The following is a 17,062-nucleotide window of genomic DNA, read 5'->3' as shown; positions in this document are numbered from 1 at the left end:
TACATTAAAAATAATAACTTCAGGAGAGTAATAATTATGACTCCTCATGACCTGTTAACGCTAGTAACCCTACTGACTCCGGGAATTCTACTTTCAGTGCTGATTATGGTGACATTTGCGGCAGGTGGCTAATTACGAGTTACGGGAGATGAGGGAGTCATTTCTCCCTCTACTCTTTCTACTCTCCCTACTCTCCAATACCTACTCTTCAAAGAATTAAAATCAAAAGATTGAAAAGCAAGCGCTTACCAAGGGAAGGTGAAAAATGAAGGTAGCATTTCTGGGGACTGGATTAATGGGACTACCAATGGCTCAAAGGTTGTTAGAGGCAAATGTAGAGGTGATTGCCTATAACCGCACCCCAGAAAAATTAGAACCACTCAAAGCAGCTGGTGCTGAAGTCGTAACACACTCCTACCAAGCAATTAGTGCTGCTGATTGTACCATCATGATGCTGAGTAATGCCGCAGCAATATACAATGTTTTGCTTTCGGATAGAGCTTGGCAATCTGTCGCCGGACGCAGCATCATTCAAATGGGGACAATTACTCCCACAGAAAGTAAAGAAATCTCAGATGCAGTGGTTGCTGCTGGTGGAGAGTATCTAGAAGCACCGGTTTTGGGTAGCATTCCAGAAGTCAAAGATGGCAAACTGATTGTGATGGTAGGCGCACACCAAGAACAATATCAACGCCACCTAGAGTTATTCAAACATTTTAGTCCAGAGCCTCTACTTGTAGGTCCCGTAGGAACTGCGGCGGCGCTGAAACTGGCGTTAAATCAACTCATTGCTTCCATGACAACAGCTTTTGCCCTGAGTGTTGGTTTTGCCCAACGTCAAGGTGTTAGCGTAGATCTATTCATGTACATTCTGCGCCAGAGTGCTCTTTACGCACCGACTTTCGACAAAAAGTTGCAACGGATGCTGGAGAGCAATTATGCTAATCCCAACTTTCCGACAAAACACTTGATGAAAGACGTAGATTTGTTTATCTCAGAGGCAAAATCGACGAGTTTAAATCTCAGCAGCATTGAGGGTGTGCGGGACATTATAGAGATGGCAATGAAAATGTCATTTTCTGATGCGGATTACTCATCAATATTTTCTGCCATTAATTCATCAACTGACGGTGCTTGAGCCTTTGTTGGGCAATAGCAAAGTATCCTCAATTGACTGTCGCACTTGATGAGTGATGTAACAATCACTGTTGAGGCAATCGATAAGCAACTTTTTAGCGTCCTCATACTGCTTTTCCTCGCTTGCCAAAAGACTGTCGAGTTGGCGTTTCATCAATTGCAACAGCTTGTCTGCGTTTGGCAACATTTCCACTGCTAGTAAAAAGACTTCTCGCCAGCGCTTCTCACTCATATGGCGGACAAGGTTTTGCAAAGCTTCTTCAGCATGATGAGGTGGACTAGAAACAATTTTTTTGGCAGCCAAGTATTTCTGAAAGATGATATGGGAAAAGGAGTAAATACCCCTTGCCCGCTCAACAAGTAAACCATGCTGAACTTCAATCGACTTCAAAATATCTTCGCTGTCAACTTGAAGTGTTTCTAAAAAGGTGCTACCCTCAGGTAATGTATGGATATGATGGGAAATCCTTGCCTCAATAGCTTTTTGCTTGAAGAAATACTCGCTACGTTCAAAGGTAGTCCAAGCAATTTGACTTAACAAGTCTTCTTTATGCTGCCGGGATTGTTTGTAAACCTGATTTCGCTCAATGCCGCGCTTATTATCCCATTTTTTCAGTAATAAATCCAGCCCTTCTTGATAAAGCTCACAACGATTAGCTGGAAAGTCAACTCTTTCCTCAAACACCAGGCACAAAAGGGTTAGCAGTAAGGGATTGGTCGCTAGTTCTTTGAGTGGTTGATGTTCTTGCAGCTTTTGCACAAAGCGTTGTGCTTTTACCGCATCTTGACCTTGAAACCATTTGGCGGCAAAGCTAGCAATTTGTTCGTCATCAAAATCGGCAACTTCCACTTCGGTGAACTGTTCAAAAGTATATTCCTGTGCTGCAATCCGACAGGTTATCACTATAGAATTGGCAAAAAACCGCGTTGCAACAGCGCGAATTTCCTGCAACACTCGATCAAGGTCGGCTTGCCTGACTTCATCCAATCCATCGAGTAAAAGTATCGTTCGCCCCTGACTCAGCAGTGTTTGAACTGCTTGGGGTTCAACAACTCCACATTCCTCAAATTGTGCTGTCATGTAGTCCAACAAGCTTGGTTGTCCGCTAGTCTGGGCAAAGTCCTTCAAGGTGATAAAAATAGGGACAGTATTACACAGAAACTGACCTGAGTTGCATTGCGTTGCTACCCATTTCAAAAATGTCGTTTTGCCCGAACCTGGTTTTCCCCAAATCATCAGCTTGTCGTAGCATTCTACCGCTTCGAGTCCTAGGACTTGTTCTTGGGAAATGTTGCTCAAGCTAAAAGGCTCAAAGTTCTCCTCGTCACAAGCCTCGTACAATTCTGGAATGGAAAGCCGTTTGCGTCCAGTGACTCTTTCTAAAATATTCACATCTGTGTATATGCTGTCCAACCTCATCGGCTGCTCTCTATCAAGCAAGCGTATTATGCCACAACGCCTCTGAACACTCTCATGAACTTTTTCTCGTACCGTCTGCACCAGACTCTCTATCTGATAAGTACTTGCTGCATCATCTACATTTGGAATTGAGCATAAACTAGCAATCTCAGCCCATTCCAGTCCTAACTTTTCGCAGATTGTGACAAAAATGTAGCGGTCAACAGCTTTCCCTTGGAAAAATTTGCTCACTGGCTGACGGCTAATACTTAGTTCTTCTGCTAACGCTTGTTGTGTAAGTGAATTACGAATGAGGGCAGCTTGCGCTTTTTTAATTCCCTGATCAGATGCTTGAAGTGAGCGTCTTGCCATTATACCCTAGAAGAAATAACTTTTATAGTTTAATCTGCTATTTTTTTATCCTTAATGCACAAGTCATGCATATCTCATACATAAATCAATCATAACACTTACCGGAAATCACTCAGCCAAATGTGATTCTAGAGATGTAGGTTCTGGACATCTCTTACACACAGGAAGCGAATACAGTGACAAATTATCAGTTGTCCAACAGCCTTAATCAGCTTATACATGTTCTTGTCCATCCCCAAAGGAGGGGATTATGACTGCAATAACTCTCTCATACACAGACCAAGATTCAACCAAACCTGTCACAACGACAATATATTCTCGTTCAACAAAAGCTGTAACACCACAGCGGCTACAACTCATTGCAAAGGTTGTGAAGGCTCTCAGTTGTTTACCGCAAGATGAGATTAAATGTTTAGCAGATCAGCTTGAAATGACCCATGACAAGCCAAAGTCATCTCACAATAACACTGACTTGGCGGCAAAACTTGGTGTCGATCCAATCAGTGAAGATGAGCAAAGAGAATTAGAACTTGCTGCTCTGAAAAATTATTTTGAGTGGAGACAAGAGTTACTCAAAGATTCATTCTCAGCATCTGAAGTAGCTAAACTGCTGGGTGCAAAAAGTCGTCAGACACCACATGATCGACGGAAAAATAACAGCTTAGTTGCAGTTGAAGATAATGGTGTTTGGAAGTTTCCACGCTGGCAATTCGATCCTCACGGTTCAGACGGCGTTATTGATGGACTACCAGATGTCTTAAAAGCTCTCAAGGTTCCTGCTTTATCGCAAATCAGTTGGTTAAACCGACGCAACCCAGCTTTAAATGGTCTAACCCCTGTACAAGCGCTGAAGCATGGTCAAAAAGATGACGTAATTGCTCAAGCAAGGGCTGTAGGAGTTATATAGCTGGTAGGGGGTTCACTTTGGGAACTCAACGACTGATAACAATATCCGAAATTACACCTAGAAGATAACCGTAAATACACTAAGAAAAATAAAAGATCCGGAATGACCTCAATAGGTTTCCGGAATTACCTGAGCGGCTTTTGAATCTCTGGATTAGACTGGGCTTTGAAGTTTCGGTCTTATGACGGCTCAAGAGTATTGAAACATTGAGTGTCAAAATTTTGTCAGTCAATCCAGATTTAGGAGTGATAAAGGTGGTAAAAATCTTGCTTCCGCCTCCTCGGTTTACGGAACCACAATTTTATGTCTTAGACAAGAAAACAAAACTTTTCAGAATTTTTCGTCCCGAATACAATCCAACTGCCCTTACCTTTCGTTCTTGGGGTCCACTTTTTCGCTTTGACCATCACCGGGGCAACCCGCCCACACCTAACTATGACATACACAAATGCGAACCGTGTGATGATACAGAACGTCGGATATGCTACGTTGCGCTTTCACTTTCTAGCTGTCTAGTTGAAGTTTTTGGTGATGAATGCTTTGGTGATAAACATAATGACTATGCACAAGTGACTGACCATAACCTTGCAATCCTCACTCTTAAGAGTAACCTAAAGTTACTGGATGTACGGGGTTCTGGTGCAATGCAGGCAGGTGCTAATGATGCAACCCTAGCAAAAACGGAGCAACGTGGTATTAGTCAAGCTTGGTCGCGCTACTTTTATGAGCAACAAGCAATTTACCCTGAAATCCAGGGGATTATTTATGGAAATGCTCATAATAATGAAGATGCGATCGCATTTTATGAGCGTGCTAAAAATTTCCTCACTTGTCAGATAGAAGATGTATGGATGCTGAGCGATCCAAAGTTACGTCGTTATATTCTCCAAGCCACAAAGAATAATAATCTAAGATTGGCTTTTCCTGACTGGCAAGAACATGGGTATATTATGAATTCTCAAATGGTGACTCCTAGCTACGCGAATGCCGATAGATAAAGTAAGAATATGGATAGCAAATCAGACACTGAGGCGCTTAAAAGCGTAATTTCAAGGGAAGCAGTAGATTGGCTACTGCAACGCATCTTCCAAGTTCCGAAAAAATGGTTAATTATTAGTATTATTCTTATCCTTATTAGTACTTGTGAAATTAGCTGGGGCAAAGAATCATCATTTAAATTTAGAGTCACGAATACAACAGCGGTTTTCTTGTCACTGATTTGGTTACCATCTATACTTAAAATATTTGCTTTAAGTGGAGGAGCGCTGAAGACGCCAGCGGGAGAAATTGGTAGCTCAGGCATGAAGACTATGCTAGAGTCATTAACCAGTGATTCATTGGGATTTCTCATTGAGCAGACTAAGCTAGCGGAAGATGCTGCTCCACCGCAACAACAGCAAGAAATGCGTCAAATTCGCCAACAATGGCAGAAAGTCTACGCGTCAAGGATTCCTGTATCACAAGCACGGCAAGAAATGGAGCGTTTAGCCGAACGCTACAAGGAACTAAGAATGACAATGCCTTCTGGGGTGCAGCGAACATTTGAGATGGAATCAGTCGCTGGACGGATGCGTGCTTTAGCTCCAGAAGTCAAATATAGCGTACAAGAAGTGAAAGACCTTCTGCAATCGAGCGACCAAGGGAAACGGTTGCTCGGACTTTCTGTTGTTGAGTGGTCTGGAGATCCGATTTATTTTGATTTGGTTCTACATTTAATTAATCATTCAGAAACGGCGTTTGAGCAAACGATTGCATTGCGTTCTGCTCAAAAGATGGCGTCTAAGCTCGATACTAACCAGAAGAAAGACTTACAAGCAGCACTTATTGAACAGCGTAATTTTAATCCAGACCAGAAGCATTGGGTTAAACCTGATTCTAATCGTTGGATATTGAGCGATCGCATATTATCCGCCCTACAAATATCAGAAAGTTAAAAGTACTAATTCATCTGTGTCCATCGGTGTCCATCTGTGGTTCATTATTTCTTGCTATACCTCACCCAATTGCAAACCGCTATATATCAAAGGGTGGGTTTCGCGCCTCAGGATGCACGTACTTGCCGCTGTCGCACCCGTTCGGGACTTCCAGTAGGAATTGAGGCAATAAGCTTCTGCGTGTATTCCTCTTTGGGTTCACGGTAGATACTCTCTGCTGTGCCTTGTTCGACAATTTGACCACGATTCATCACCAAGATGCGATCGCTCATAAATTTCACGACGCTGAGATCGTGGGAAATGAAAATATAGGTCAAACCGAACTCATCTTGCAACTCTTTTAACAGATTCAGCACCTGTGCCTGCACTGACACATCCAGCGCCGAAACCGATTCATCGCAGATAATAAACTTAGGATTTAATGCCAACGAACGGGCAATACAAATCCGCTGACGTTGACCACCAGAAAACTGATGAGGATAGCGATTTATCCCATCTGCACTCAACCCCACCCGTTCTAGAAGGTAAGCAACCCGTTCTCGCCGTTGTTGCTTTGTCTTACCAATCGAGTGAATCACCAAAGGTTCCATAATTGCTTCCCCAACCTTGAGGCGCGGATCGAGGGAGCTAAATGGGTTTTGGAAAACAATTTGCATTTCTCGCCGCAACTGCTGCAACGGTTTGCCTTTGAGGGTGGTAATGTCTTGTCCTTCAAAAAGGATTTGACCGCTCATTGGTTCGATTAATCGCAGCAAGGTTCTACCAAGAGTAGTTTTACCACAACCAGATTCTCCCACCAATCCCAGCGTTTCTCCCTTTTTCACATCAAAGGAAACACCATTGACTGCCATAAAATAGCGTTTTGTGCCACCAAATATTCCCCGTACGGGGAAACCAACCTTAAGGTCACAAACTTGCAACAGAGGTTGCTGCTGTTCTAAGGTTGCCAATCTTTGAGCAATCTCTTCAGTTGTCACTTCCAAAGGGTGTTCGGGTTGTTTCTCCTGAATCACCAAATCTCCTGCTGGCGTTTCCTCCACATTCATATAGTCGGAAACTGTCAGTAATTTGTGGGGACGGCGGTTGAGTGTGGGGCGACAAGCTACCAAACCTTTCGTGTATGGATGCTGCGGATTTGTGAAAATTTGCGCTGCCGAATTGTATTCTACAATTTTGCCTCTGTACATCACCGCCACTTGGTCAGCAATTTCTGAAATGAGTCCTAAGTCGTGGGTGATAAAAATCATTGCCATATTGCGGCGCTGCTGCAATTCTCGCAGCAACTCAAGAATGGTTGCTTGTACCGTCACATCCAATGCTGTTGTTGGTTCGTCAGCAATCAGTAGCAATGGGTTGCACGAAATAGCCATTGCTATCATCACCCGCTGCAACTGTCCCCCAGAAAGTTGATGCGGGTAACGCTCCAATATAGCTTTTTTGTGTTGCTTCACCAACTGTGCTATCTTTTGCTCATCTGGGGTTGATGACCCAAAAGAGCTTGGTTGCCAATTCTCAATATACTGTTGCGTCAGCGCTTCATCGCTGGGGAGGAGTTTGACCTCTTGCAGGCGAGCGATCGCCACTCGTCGTGCTTCCAATGGTGAAACATTCTGGTGTCGCAAAATGGCTTCAGTAATCTGAAATCCAATTGTATAAACCGGATTGAGTGAACTCATCGGTTCTTGAAAAATCATGGCGATGTCGCCGCCTCTGTGGACTTCTATCTGCTCGTTAGGCAATTCCACTAAATTAATGGGTGCGCTATTGTCCTGGGCGCGAAACCAAATTTCGCCGCCACTAATTCTACCAGGATTCTGGAGCAAACCCATAACCGCTAGGGATGTTACTGATTTTCCGCTCCCCGACTCCCCCACTATTCCTAGAGTCTCTCCTCGATGTAGCTCAAAGGAAATGCCATCTACAGCTTTGACAATTGTGGTCTCACCAGAAAATTCAACTTGAAGATTGCGAACGTCTAGGATAGTTTCTTTCATAAAAGTCGGGCGTTTAAATCGTAACTTATAAATTATTTGGTATTTGGATTTTAACAGTGACTTTGATATTTTTGCGGTAGTTCACTTCTGGTAATTCATCCATCAGTAGGTTTATGCCGAATTGTTGAGTGTACTACAGTTGCAGTTGTTGTCAGATATACCGTATGTCTTGGAGGATGGATGCCACAATACTTCGGAAAATTGCCCACAACTGACCAACCTTGGACAACTATCGGTACAGTACAAGCTGTACATTGGAACCAACATAATATCAACTTAGAGTGTGGAGAGTCACGCCTGAGTATCAGCGTGCTAGCACCAAATTTAATCCGCGTGCGGATGTCACCCAATGGTGAATTTATGCCCCGCCGTCCTTGGGCGGTGACGCTGGATGATACAGAATGGACAGTCATACCCTTCCAAGTACGGGAAACAGACGCAACAGTAGAAATCGAAACAGAGCAAATACGTGTGTGCGTACAGCGGGAAAATTGCCGTATGACCTGCTTCGACAAAGCTGGTCGTCCCTTCGCCCAAGATGCTGATTTGGCTATAGGTTGGCGCTTGGGTGCAGTTGCTGCGTGGAAGCGCATCGAAGCCGACGAACATTTCTACGGCTTTGGTGAACGCACGGGCTTTCTTGATAAACTGAGCGAAGTCAAAACGAACTGGACGACCGATGCCTTAGATTACGGTTCTCTCACCGATGAAATGTACCAAGCCATTCCATTTTTTATGGCTTTGCGTCCAGATGTTGCTTACGGTATCTTCTTCAACACCACTTTCTGGAGTCAGTTCGACATTGGTGCAGAACAACCAGGTCTGTGGAAAATGGAAACTCGCGGCGGTGAGTTAGATTACTACATCATCTATGGTTCCGAACCTGCTGAAATCCTCCGCACCTACACCCAGCTAACTGGTAGAATGCCGCTACCACCGAAATGGGCGCTGGGCTACCACCAATGTCGTTGGAGTTATGAGTCGGAAACTGTCGTGCGTGAACTGGCGCGGGAATTCCGCGATCGCCGTATTCCCTGCGATGTCATCCACCTTGATATTGACTATATGCGGGGCTATCGCGTGTTTACCTGGAGTCCTAAGCGCTTCCCTGACCCGGCAAAATTGATAAGTGACTTGACAGAGGTTGGCTTTAAGACAGTCACAATTATTGACCCTGGTGTGAAGTACGAACCAGAAGCGAACTATCACGTTTTTGACCAAGGTATACAAAACGACTATTTTGTGCGTCAAGCCAATGGACGCTTATTTCATGGCTACGTATGGCCAGAAAAATCTGTTTTTCCTGATTTTCTGCGTTCCGATGTGCGTCAGTGGTGGGGCGACTCACACAAAAGCCTCACAGATATCGGGGTTGCAGGAATTTGGAATGATATGAATGAACCAGCCATAGACGATCGCCCTTTTGGGGATGATGGTCATAAAATTTGGTTTCCACTGGATGCACCCCAAGGAGATGGGGGAGAAATGACTCCCTCATCTTCTCCATCTTCCCAAAATGCAAGGGCGACTCACGCAGAAGTGCATAACTTGTATGGTTTGTCAATGGCGCGAGCTAGTGCAGAGGGTTTGCAAAGACTGCGCTCTCATGAGCGTTCTTTTGTACTAACTCGTTCTGGTTTTGCAGGAGTGCAGCGGTGGTCGTCGGTGTGGATGGGCGATAATCAGTCATTGTGGGAACATCTAGAAATGTCTCTGCCAATGCTGTGCAACATGGGACTTTCTGGTGTAGCATTTGTCGGTTGCGATATTGGTGGATTTGCTGGTAACGCCACAGCTGAATTATTCGCTCGGTGGATGCAGGTAGGAATGCTCTACCCCTTGATGCGTGGTCACTCGGCGATGAGTACAGCTCGTCATGAGCCGTGGGTTTTTGGAGAGCGTACAGAGAAAATCTGTAGAGAATATATCAATCTACGTTATCAATTGCTGCCATACATTTACACCCTCTTCTGGGAAGCAGCAACTACAGGAGCGCCGATTTTAAGACCATTACTCTACCATTTCCCCAACGACCCCAAAACCTATACACTCTACGACCAAGTTTTGCTCGGTTCTTCCCTTATGGCTGCACCAATCTACCGTCCTGGAATTGAGCATCGCGCCGTGTACTTACCCGAAGGGACTTGGTATGACTGGTGGACTGGCGAGAGTTACTCTGGTCCGGTTCATATCCTCACCCATGCTCCCCTGGAAAAAATGCCTCTTTATGTCCGTGCTGGTGCGATTATACCTATGCAACCTGTCATGCAGTATGTTGATGAACATCCAGTTGAGCACCTACGCCTACGTATTTTCCCTGCTACTGGTGAATTTACACTTTATGAAGACGATGGACATACATTTGAGTACCAAAAGGGGAATTTTGCAACCATAAATTACCGTGTCTCAGTTGATGGAGAACAAACAATTGTGGAAATTGGAGCGCGAGAGGGAACATGGACACCATCGCCGCGTGAGGTCATTGTTGAACTCCTTGGAGTTGGCGAACAGCAATTTCAAGACGATGGTAAACCACGTACTTTGAAGTTTTGAAATATGTGAGTGGTTAGTTGTTGGTTGTTAGTTAAATTTTCTACTAACTACTAGACTTCTTGCAAAAATACGATTTATGAATTTTTGAACCACAGATGGACACAGATGAACACAGATAAATATCGGTTTTTATCTGTGTAGCCTACGGCACGGCTTACGCCTACATCTGTGGTTTAATTTCAAAAAAATTGAATGAGTGCAAGAGTTCTACTAACAATTAACCACTAACTACCGACTGCATCTTTGACCTCGCGCTTTTTCCATAAGTTGGACATAAATGGTCGCTCAAAAACTAAATAAAACCAATAGGCAATAAGTAAAGACAGTGGTACAGAAACTACATAAAATGTAGCTGCAAACAGAATTGGTGACATTTGAAGATTAAGAAGGAAATTCCCCACAACTGTGACTACTACTCCGTGAGTGAGATACAAACTGTAAGAAATTCCTCCCAATGCAATTGCCCAACGACTCTCAAAGAGGCGCAGAATGAAAGGTGCTTTTTTGCCTTCAAGCACAAATTTTGTGCAGTAAATGAGTAGACAAGCTGTCGCCAAACCACAAAAACTATCACCAATCCACTTATCTAATCCTAGTTTTTGCCATTCGGTGATCACAGCAACAACAAAGACTATCATCGCCAGCACACCCCAAGGCAATGAATTTCTTATTGTTGTTAACTTAGGTTTTTGAGAAAATCCAATATCTGCTGCTGTCATTCCTAAAGCAAATAAGCCGAGAAACCAAGGATGGACTGATTCCAAAAATCCATTCAAAAGATATATCGGAGCTAAACCAATTAAAAAGGCAGTGATGACAACAGTAAATAAGCCGAAACGCCGCCATATAGGTAGCAGTAAGAGTGGGAATAAAAAGTATATTTGCCACTCAGTGGCGACACTCCACAGTGGTGCATTAATAGAACCAAGTGTTTCGCGACTCAGGTTGTGAATAAGTAACACATGGGTTATCACATCAATAGGAGAAAAGAAAGGATGGAATTCCCCAAAGTCCGGAGATTCATGCCATTGAAAATGGGAAAAGTGAATCAGTCCTACGATGATGACTGCTATGAGCAAACTAAAAAAAAGAGCCGCATAGTAAGGGGGCAAAATTCTCCGCGATCGCCTCTGAATATAATCCCACAAACCTCTTGAAAGATAACCGCTGTGTGAACGGGCTATCGGTAGCATGAGAACGTAACCGGAAAGCACAATGAAAATTGCCACAGCAAAATTTCCATATCTGAGAGTTTTGCCTATTAATTGCAAAAATACAGGCAGTCCCTCTCCCATGTATCGATTGATGTGAACAAATACTACATACAGAGCTGCCAATCCACGTAAGCCGTCTAAGTAATCAAGTCGCAGTCTCTGTTCAGTAGATTTCCCAGATTTTAATACTTGCATTGAATGACTCTAGCCGTTAAATTTAATCTTTGCTTAACAATCAACTTGTTAATCTTTGCTGAAAAATAAACTGACCATCTAATAAGCAGTTAGTTAGTAGATGATGTATTCAATTAATAAAGTAAGAAAATCTTTGCTCAGTAATTATGAAGGTCTAAAAAAGAATCATGAATTTTTTTTAAAGTCTTAATTGAATCTTGATTTAATGAAAATTTTTACGTTTTTTTACTGTAAAAATTTATACATCCAATTCTCTTTTAAAAAGAATGCACAACTTTATCAGTTAGGCAATTGCTTCTAAAGCAAATTTGCTTGAAAATCGGTCTTGTTGCTTTACATCTTTAACTAGCTCTAACAAGACAATCTATGACTTTAATTCTTACTAACGACGACGGAATAGACGCTCCCGGTCTTCAAGCGCTCCTGAAAGCTGTAAATGGAAAAGAAGTCATTGTGACTGCTCCCAAAAGTCATCTCTCTGGCTGTGGACATCAAGTCACTACGACTCAACCAATTCACGTCCACCGTCGCTCAGAGAACGAGTATGCGATCGCAGGCACTCCCGCTGATTGCGTCAGAATTGCTCTCACACATATTTGCGAAAATATCCAATTTGTGCTTTCCGGAGTTAATGCTGGGGGCAACATGGGGGTGGATGCTTACATTTCCGGTACTGTCGCTGCTGTGAGGGAAGCAGCGATACACGGTATTCCTGGAATTGCAATTTCCCACTATCGTAAAAGAAAGCTGAATGTTGATTGGGATGTGGTCGCACGCTGGACAAGTTCTGTTTTAGCTGACTTACTCAATCGTCCTTTGGAAGCAGGAACTTTTTGGAACGTGAATTTGCCTCATCTGCTTCCAGGCGAACCAGATCCAGAAGTTGTGTTTTGCCAACCCTGTACTAAACCATTGCCTGTTAACTACCGCATTGAAGGCAATGATTTTTATTATGAGGGTGAGTATGCCAAGCGCGATCGTACTCCTAATAGCGATGTTGATCTCTGTTTTTCAGGGAAAATTGCCGTAACCCAACTGCGAGTTTAATTAAGGAAATGAAGGATAAAGGCTAGAGGGTAAAAATTACTTAGACTTTATACTTCATGCTTTTTTCACAGTTTATACTGTACAATTTCTCAATCAGATGGTTCTTCAATCATCGTCATCAATCGGTCTAAAGTTAGTGTAAGTTGAGTGAGTTTTTGCAGAGATTCATCCTGGTTTTCTGCAAGGATCTGTACAGCATCACACAGTGCTAGGATCTGATATCCTTGCTGCTGTAGTTGCTTTCCTTGTTCTTCAACTTGTGTGCTAAGAGTATCTACTCTTTGAGCAAGACGTTCAATCGTCTCAGTGGTAGCTAGTACTGCTTCCCCAATTTGTTCAACAATCGATTCCAAGCGACTAACTTTAACTCCAACTTCTGCTACAACCATTTTTTTAGCACCTTGATTTAAGATCGTATTACAGTAGATTTACTGTGATTTTTGAACAAGTGAATAAAGCAGCAGCGCCAAACAGCGACTGCCATCTGGAACTATGTACAATCTAGTAGTCCGCCACATACACACATACGGTTTGCGGGGTTTGTAGTGAGCGCTTTAGCGCTAAAGCGCCAACTACAAATTACACTTACCCGTCATTTTTGGATTGGCAAACTACTAGTGGTCTATGTCATTAATTTTGAGGGATTCGTTGTGAGCACAAGAGCGCTCTCGGAGTCTAGGACTAAAGTCCTTACTACGAACTTGTACAACCATCAGAATTAATGCGATGAACTACTAGTGGTAAATTAGCTTTTGTCATAACTCACACCTACTACCTGCATCCTGCAAGACAAATTATCCGACCATTTATCAATAGACTTCTTGCACTCAATCGATTTTTTGTGAGGGGAGAACCACAGCTAGGAACTCACAAATCAGGAGAAATACTGCCTTCTTGCGTTCAGCCCAAGCTGCGTTCTTCTCTATTGATTGATGAATGAGTGCAAGAGGTTTAATAAAATCAACTTTTTAGGAGGATGAATTTTGCCTCAGGTTTACACAAGCCAGCTATGAGTTTAACTTTTCAGGTGACCAAGAAAGAACTCAGTAGTCACAACTCACTAGTCAGAATATTAAACGCGCTCTTCAAGCATGAATTAAGAGTTTTGGTCTTGAGTCTTGGTATAGCGCCCCCGGATTTATCCGTGAAGACCAAGTAAAGTCTTTCCTGATTAAATCAAGCGGATTCTCTCCGTGGGGATATTCTGATTACTGTGTTCTGTGTTCTGCGTTCTTCTTAAGCACTTAGTTGGTAGCAGATTCTAACACAATTGTTTTGAATCGTCATATTTATAGTGTTCTTTCATCCCACATAAGATACATTTATTTAGCTTTAACTAAAATTTATAAAAAATCATGATCCCAGTCGTTTTGATGAAGATTCAGTGAAACTACGGTTGAGCTTGATTTCCTTCTGGAAAGCTAAGTTTATAGTCAAATTAATGTTAGGTAATATTACGTTTCTCGCTAAATAATTGGCTTAACGATGTATCAGATATCCTGCACAACCGTTATTGAAGGTGTAACTGCTGACAATTGGGAACTACAACTGACTCCTCATCCATCAGTAAATTCTAAATTTAAACGATTTTTGGACATTATGGGGAGCCTAGTAGGACTATTGATTTTAGCGATTTTGTTTGTGCCCATAGCGATCGCAATAAAAATCGACAGTCCTGGTCCAATTTTCTTCACTCAAGAACGCTATGGACTCAACGGACGCCCTTTCCGCATCCGTAAATTCCGCTCTATGGTTTCTGATGCCGAGAAGTTAAAATCTTTAGTGCAAAACGAAGCTAACGGCTTAATCTTTAAAAGTAAAAGTGACTTCCGAGTGACAAGGGTAGGGCGCTTCTTAAGAAGTACAAGTTTAGATGAACTACCACAGTTTTGGAACGTTCTGGTAGGCGAAATGAGTTTAGTGGGGACACGTCCACCAACAGCAGATGAGGTTCGTCTCTACAATCAGCGTCACTGGCAACGTTTAAATGTCAAACCAGGTTTGACAGGTGAATGGCAAATTAACGGTCGTTCTCATGTAAAAGATTTTGAGCAAGTTGTTGACTTGGACTTGCAGTATCAGAAAAAATGGTATCCCATGTATGACCTGTTATTGATAGTGAAGACATTCTTCATCATCGTTGGTCGAGTTGGAGCTTTCTAAGGAAGAGATTATTAGTGTTGAGTTATTAGTTGTCAGTTATTATACGACATCCAGTTCAATAACGCTCTTTTCATAAAGTCCGCCTGTGCGGACTTTGTTTGTATAGCCGCAACCTGTAGTCGCGGCTACACAGCAAGGGTTTGTATCATGTTTAGGGAATCTAGTACTCCACCATACAAACTACACTTACCCGTCATTTTTGGATTGGCAAACTACTAGAAAATATTGTAAAAAACTAATGCAATAATTCCTCTACCTGATGCTGACTCCATAAAGTTCTATAAAGCCCAGGCTCCTGCAAAAGTTCTATTTGCGTACCTATCTGAACGATTTTACCCTTGTCCATAACGAAAATACGGTCAGCAGCAGCAGCAGCAGAGAGTTGATGAGTGATAAAAACCACTGTTTTTCGTTCCGTACCACCAGAGATATTTCTCAAGATGGCTGTCGCTGTTTGATTATCGACACTGGAAAGGGCATCATCCAAAATTAATACTGGGGCATCGACGAGTATTGCCCTAGCCAAAGCAGTGCGTTGTCGTTGACCGCCAGAAAGAGTAATGCCGCGTTCCCCAACAATCGTGTCATATTTTTGGGGGAAGTTGATGATCTCTGGATGAATTTGCGCCTCTTTGGCAGCCTTTTCTACTGCTTGGCGTTCGCTGATAGGGTCGCCGTAGCGGATGTTATTTTTAATTGTGGTACTGAAGAGAAAGCTATCTTGAGGGACATAAGCGATCGCACTCCTTAAATCTGCCAAGGCTATCTTGGTAATATCCACGCCATCCAAAAACAACTGTCCCGGCTCAATATCCAACAATCTGGGCACAGCATTTGCCAAAGTTGATTTTCCCGAACCAATAGCGCCCACAATTGCCACCGTCTCCCCAGGAGCTATGGTAAAGTCTAAGCCTTGTAGCGCAGGAATGGTAGAACCAGGATAGGTGTAACTAAGGTTTCTGGCGGTGAGTTCTCCTTTAACTTGCTCTCGTGGCAAGTGAAAAGTATCTGGTGCGTCTTTAATTTTGGATGTGACAGTAAGAATCGACTCAATGCGGTCAATACTCACCTCACCCCGTTGGTAGGCGGTAATGGTGAATCCTAACAGGGCTGTGGGGAAAACCAGACGCTCTACGTAAAGAAGTAGCGCGATAAAGTCACCAACTGCAAAGGTTCCATTAGCAATCCGCGTGGCTCCCAGCCAGATGATGATAAAAGAACTCACTGTGGCTAGTCCACCAATCAGTGGAAACAGTGTATTTCGGCTTTTTGCCAGTTTCAAATTATCCTGCAATAGCTGCTGGTTTTTGCTGGCAAAGCCACGGCGCTCGTTTTCCTCTTGAGAATAGATTTTTATCAGGGCAATACCGCTGACATCCTCTTGAATCAGTTCGCTGATGTCGGAGAGTCTCTCCTGCACAGCTAACTGTTCAATGCGTAGGCGATCGCTAAATAAATGCACCAACAAAAACATCAAAGGATACACTGCCAGTGAGGCTAATGTGAGATCCACGCTGATCGCCAGCATCACTGGCAGGGTCAGAACGTAGGCAAATAGAGTGTTTGCCAAACTCAGTACTGCAAAACCTAATAGCCGGCGGATATTGTCCACATCACTCGTCGCCCGACTAATCAAATCACCTGCGGTGTTTGTGGCAAAATAAGATGGCTCCAGTTTAAGTAAGTGTTCAAAAATCCGTTGTTTCAGGTCGAATTCCACCTGACGCCCCACGCCAAATAGCCAAATCCGGGAAGACATCCGGATGAGCCACATAGCTGAACTCAACAATACAATTTGTATGACAAAATATATGACTTGATTTAAGGTGAATTCTACTGAAAGTCTTTCAACGCAAGCGCGAATCAGCAGAGGGATGTAAACACCCAATCCATTAACGATTAATAAGGCAATAATGCCTAATGTCGCTTCCCGCCAATGAGGACGCAGGTATGCAACGAGTTTAGCCAGCCGTCGTGATTTTGCCATTCAAGCAATTACGCAACTTTATAAATCATAAACTAAGTCAAAATATACCTGTCTTCTTACTATAGGCGCAAAAAAACTAGTGGTTCATCGCATTTATTTTGAAGGCTTCGTAGTGAGTGCAAGAGCGCTCAAAGAATCTAGGACTAAAGTCCTTACTACG

12 protein-coding genes are annotated in these 17,062 nt (G+C 43.1%); 7 read left to right on the top strand and 5 right to left on the bottom strand.

The window, feature by feature from the left end; translation table 11 throughout:
* Positions 1-265: 265 nt before the first annotated feature.
* On the top strand, positions 266-1,138 hold the full coding sequence (locus MAS10914_RS0122840) for an NAD(P)-dependent oxidoreductase (RefSeq protein ID WP_017318274.1): 873 nt from the start codon (positions 266-268) through the stop codon (positions 1,136-1,138).
* Here the strand turns inward: MAS10914_RS0122840 and MAS10914_RS30855 are convergent.
* Positions 1,121-2,908, bottom strand: coding sequence for an NACHT domain-containing protein (locus MAS10914_RS30855; protein ID WP_017318273.1), 1,788 nt, complete (start codon positions 2,906-2,908; stop codon positions 1,121-1,123). The genes MAS10914_RS0122840 and MAS10914_RS30855 overlap by 18 nt on opposite strands.
* 250 nt (positions 2,909-3,158) lie before the next feature.
* On the opposite strand from MAS10914_RS30855, the gene MAS10914_RS0122830 reads away from it, so the two are divergent.
* The 3 genes from MAS10914_RS0122830 to MAS10914_RS0122820 all read left to right on the top strand — a co-directional run bounded on the left by MAS10914_RS0122830 (position 3,159) and on the right by MAS10914_RS0122820 (position 5,749).
* A complete protein-coding gene (locus MAS10914_RS0122830; protein ID WP_017318272.1) occupies positions 3,159-3,815 on the top strand; it encodes a hypothetical protein in 657 nt (218 codons plus the stop codon).
* 206 nt (positions 3,816-4,021) lie between these two features.
* On the top strand, positions 4,022-4,813 hold the full coding sequence (locus MAS10914_RS0122825) for an RES family NAD+ phosphorylase (RefSeq protein WP_017318271.1): 792 nt from the start codon (positions 4,022-4,024) through the stop codon (positions 4,811-4,813).
* 9 nt (positions 4,814-4,822) lie between these two features.
* Positions 4,823-5,749 (top strand): hypothetical protein, encoded by a 927-nt coding sequence (locus tag MAS10914_RS0122820; protein ID WP_017318270.1) that lies wholly within the window; start codon positions 4,823-4,825, stop codon positions 5,747-5,749.
* A 107-nt stretch (positions 5,750-5,856) separates the two neighbouring features.
* Here MAS10914_RS0122820 and MAS10914_RS0122815 read toward each other — a convergent pair whose 3' ends face one another.
* Entirely contained in the window at positions 5,857-7,743 is a 1,887-nt protein-coding gene (locus MAS10914_RS0122815) for an ABC transporter ATP-binding protein (RefSeq protein ID WP_017318269.1), read from the bottom strand.
* Positions 7,744-7,923: 180 nt separating this feature from the next.
* On the opposite strand from MAS10914_RS0122815, the gene MAS10914_RS0122810 reads away from it, so the two are divergent.
* Positions 7,924-10,296 (top strand): glycoside hydrolase family 31 protein, encoded by a 2,373-nt coding sequence (locus tag MAS10914_RS0122810; protein WP_017318268.1) that lies wholly within the window; start codon positions 7,924-7,926, stop codon positions 10,294-10,296.
* Between the two features lie 224 nt (positions 10,297-10,520).
* Here the strand turns inward: MAS10914_RS0122810 and MAS10914_RS0122805 are convergent, their stop codons facing one another.
* Positions 10,521-11,705: an acyltransferase family protein gene (locus MAS10914_RS0122805; protein ID WP_017318267.1), complete on the bottom strand. Its 1,185-nt coding sequence runs from the start codon at positions 11,703-11,705 to the stop codon at positions 10,521-10,523.
* A gap of 366 nt (positions 11,706-12,071) precedes the next feature.
* Between MAS10914_RS0122805 and surE the strand changes: the two genes are divergently transcribed.
* Positions 12,072-12,752, top strand: a complete 681-nt coding sequence (surE, locus tag MAS10914_RS0122800; protein WP_017318266.1) for a 5'/3'-nucleotidase SurE — start codon at positions 12,072-12,074, stop codon at positions 12,750-12,752.
* Between the two features lie 89 nt (positions 12,753-12,841).
* On the opposite strand, the gene MAS10914_RS0122795 is transcribed toward surE, so the two are convergent.
* On the bottom strand, positions 12,842-13,141 hold the full coding sequence (locus MAS10914_RS0122795) for a hypothetical protein (RefSeq protein ID WP_017318265.1): 300 nt from the start codon (positions 13,139-13,141) through the stop codon (positions 12,842-12,844).
* A 1,096-nt stretch (positions 13,142-14,237) separates the two neighbouring features.
* Between MAS10914_RS0122795 and MAS10914_RS0122790 the strand changes: the two genes are divergently transcribed.
* A complete protein-coding gene (locus tag MAS10914_RS0122790; protein ID WP_017318264.1) occupies positions 14,238-14,915 on the top strand; it encodes a sugar transferase in 678 nt (225 codons plus the stop codon).
* Positions 14,916-15,150: 235 nt separating this feature from the next.
* Here the strand turns inward: MAS10914_RS0122790 and MAS10914_RS0122785 are convergent, their stop codons facing one another.
* On the bottom strand, positions 15,151-16,902 hold the full coding sequence (locus tag MAS10914_RS0122785; RefSeq protein ID WP_017318263.1) for an ABC transporter ATP-binding protein: 1,752 nt from the start codon (positions 16,900-16,902) through the stop codon (positions 15,151-15,153).
* Positions 16,903-17,062: the final 160 nt, after the last annotated feature.

Origin of the sequence: Mastigocladopsis repens PCC 10914, assembly GCF_000315565.1 — a bacterium.
Classification (GTDB): Bacteria; Cyanobacteriota; Cyanobacteriia; order Cyanobacteriales; family Nostocaceae; genus Mastigocladopsis; species Mastigocladopsis repens.
This window is presented reverse-complemented; position numbering and strand designations above follow the sequence as displayed.

Bases quoted from the DNA above. Each gene is read 5' to 3' on its own strand.
- MAS10914_RS0122840 (WP_017318274.1), top strand. From the start codon at position 266: ATGAAGGTAGCATTTCTGGGGACTGGATTAATGGGACTACCAATGGCT.
- MAS10914_RS30855 (WP_017318273.1), bottom strand. From the start codon at position 2,908: ATGGCAAGACGCTCACTTCAAGCATCTGATCAGGGAATTAAAAAAGCG.
- MAS10914_RS0122830 (WP_017318272.1), top strand. From the start codon at position 3,159: ATGACTGCAATAACTCTCTCATACACAGACCAAGATTCAACCAAACCT.
- MAS10914_RS0122820 (WP_017318270.1), top strand. From the start codon at position 4,823: ATGGATAGCAAATCAGACACTGAGGCGCTTAAAAGCGTAATTTCAAGG.
- MAS10914_RS0122815 (WP_017318269.1), bottom strand. From the start codon at position 7,743: ATGAAAGAAACTATCCTAGACGTTCGCAATCTTCAAGTTGAATTTTCT.
- MAS10914_RS0122810 (WP_017318268.1), top strand. From the start codon at position 7,924: ATGCCACAATACTTCGGAAAATTGCCCACAACTGACCAACCTTGGACA.
- MAS10914_RS0122805 (WP_017318267.1), bottom strand. From the start codon at position 11,705: ATGCAAGTATTAAAATCTGGGAAATCTACTGAACAGAGACTGCGACTT.
- surE (WP_017318266.1), top strand. From the start codon at position 12,072: ATGACTTTAATTCTTACTAACGACGACGGAATAGACGCTCCCGGTCTT.
- MAS10914_RS0122795 (WP_017318265.1), bottom strand. From the start codon at position 13,141: ATGGTTGTAGCAGAAGTTGGAGTTAAAGTTAGTCGCTTGGAATCGATT.
- MAS10914_RS0122790 (WP_017318264.1), top strand. From the start codon at position 14,238: ATGTATCAGATATCCTGCACAACCGTTATTGAAGGTGTAACTGCTGAC.
- MAS10914_RS0122785 (WP_017318263.1), bottom strand. From the start codon at position 16,902: ATGGCAAAATCACGACGGCTGGCTAAACTCGTTGCATACCTGCGTCCT.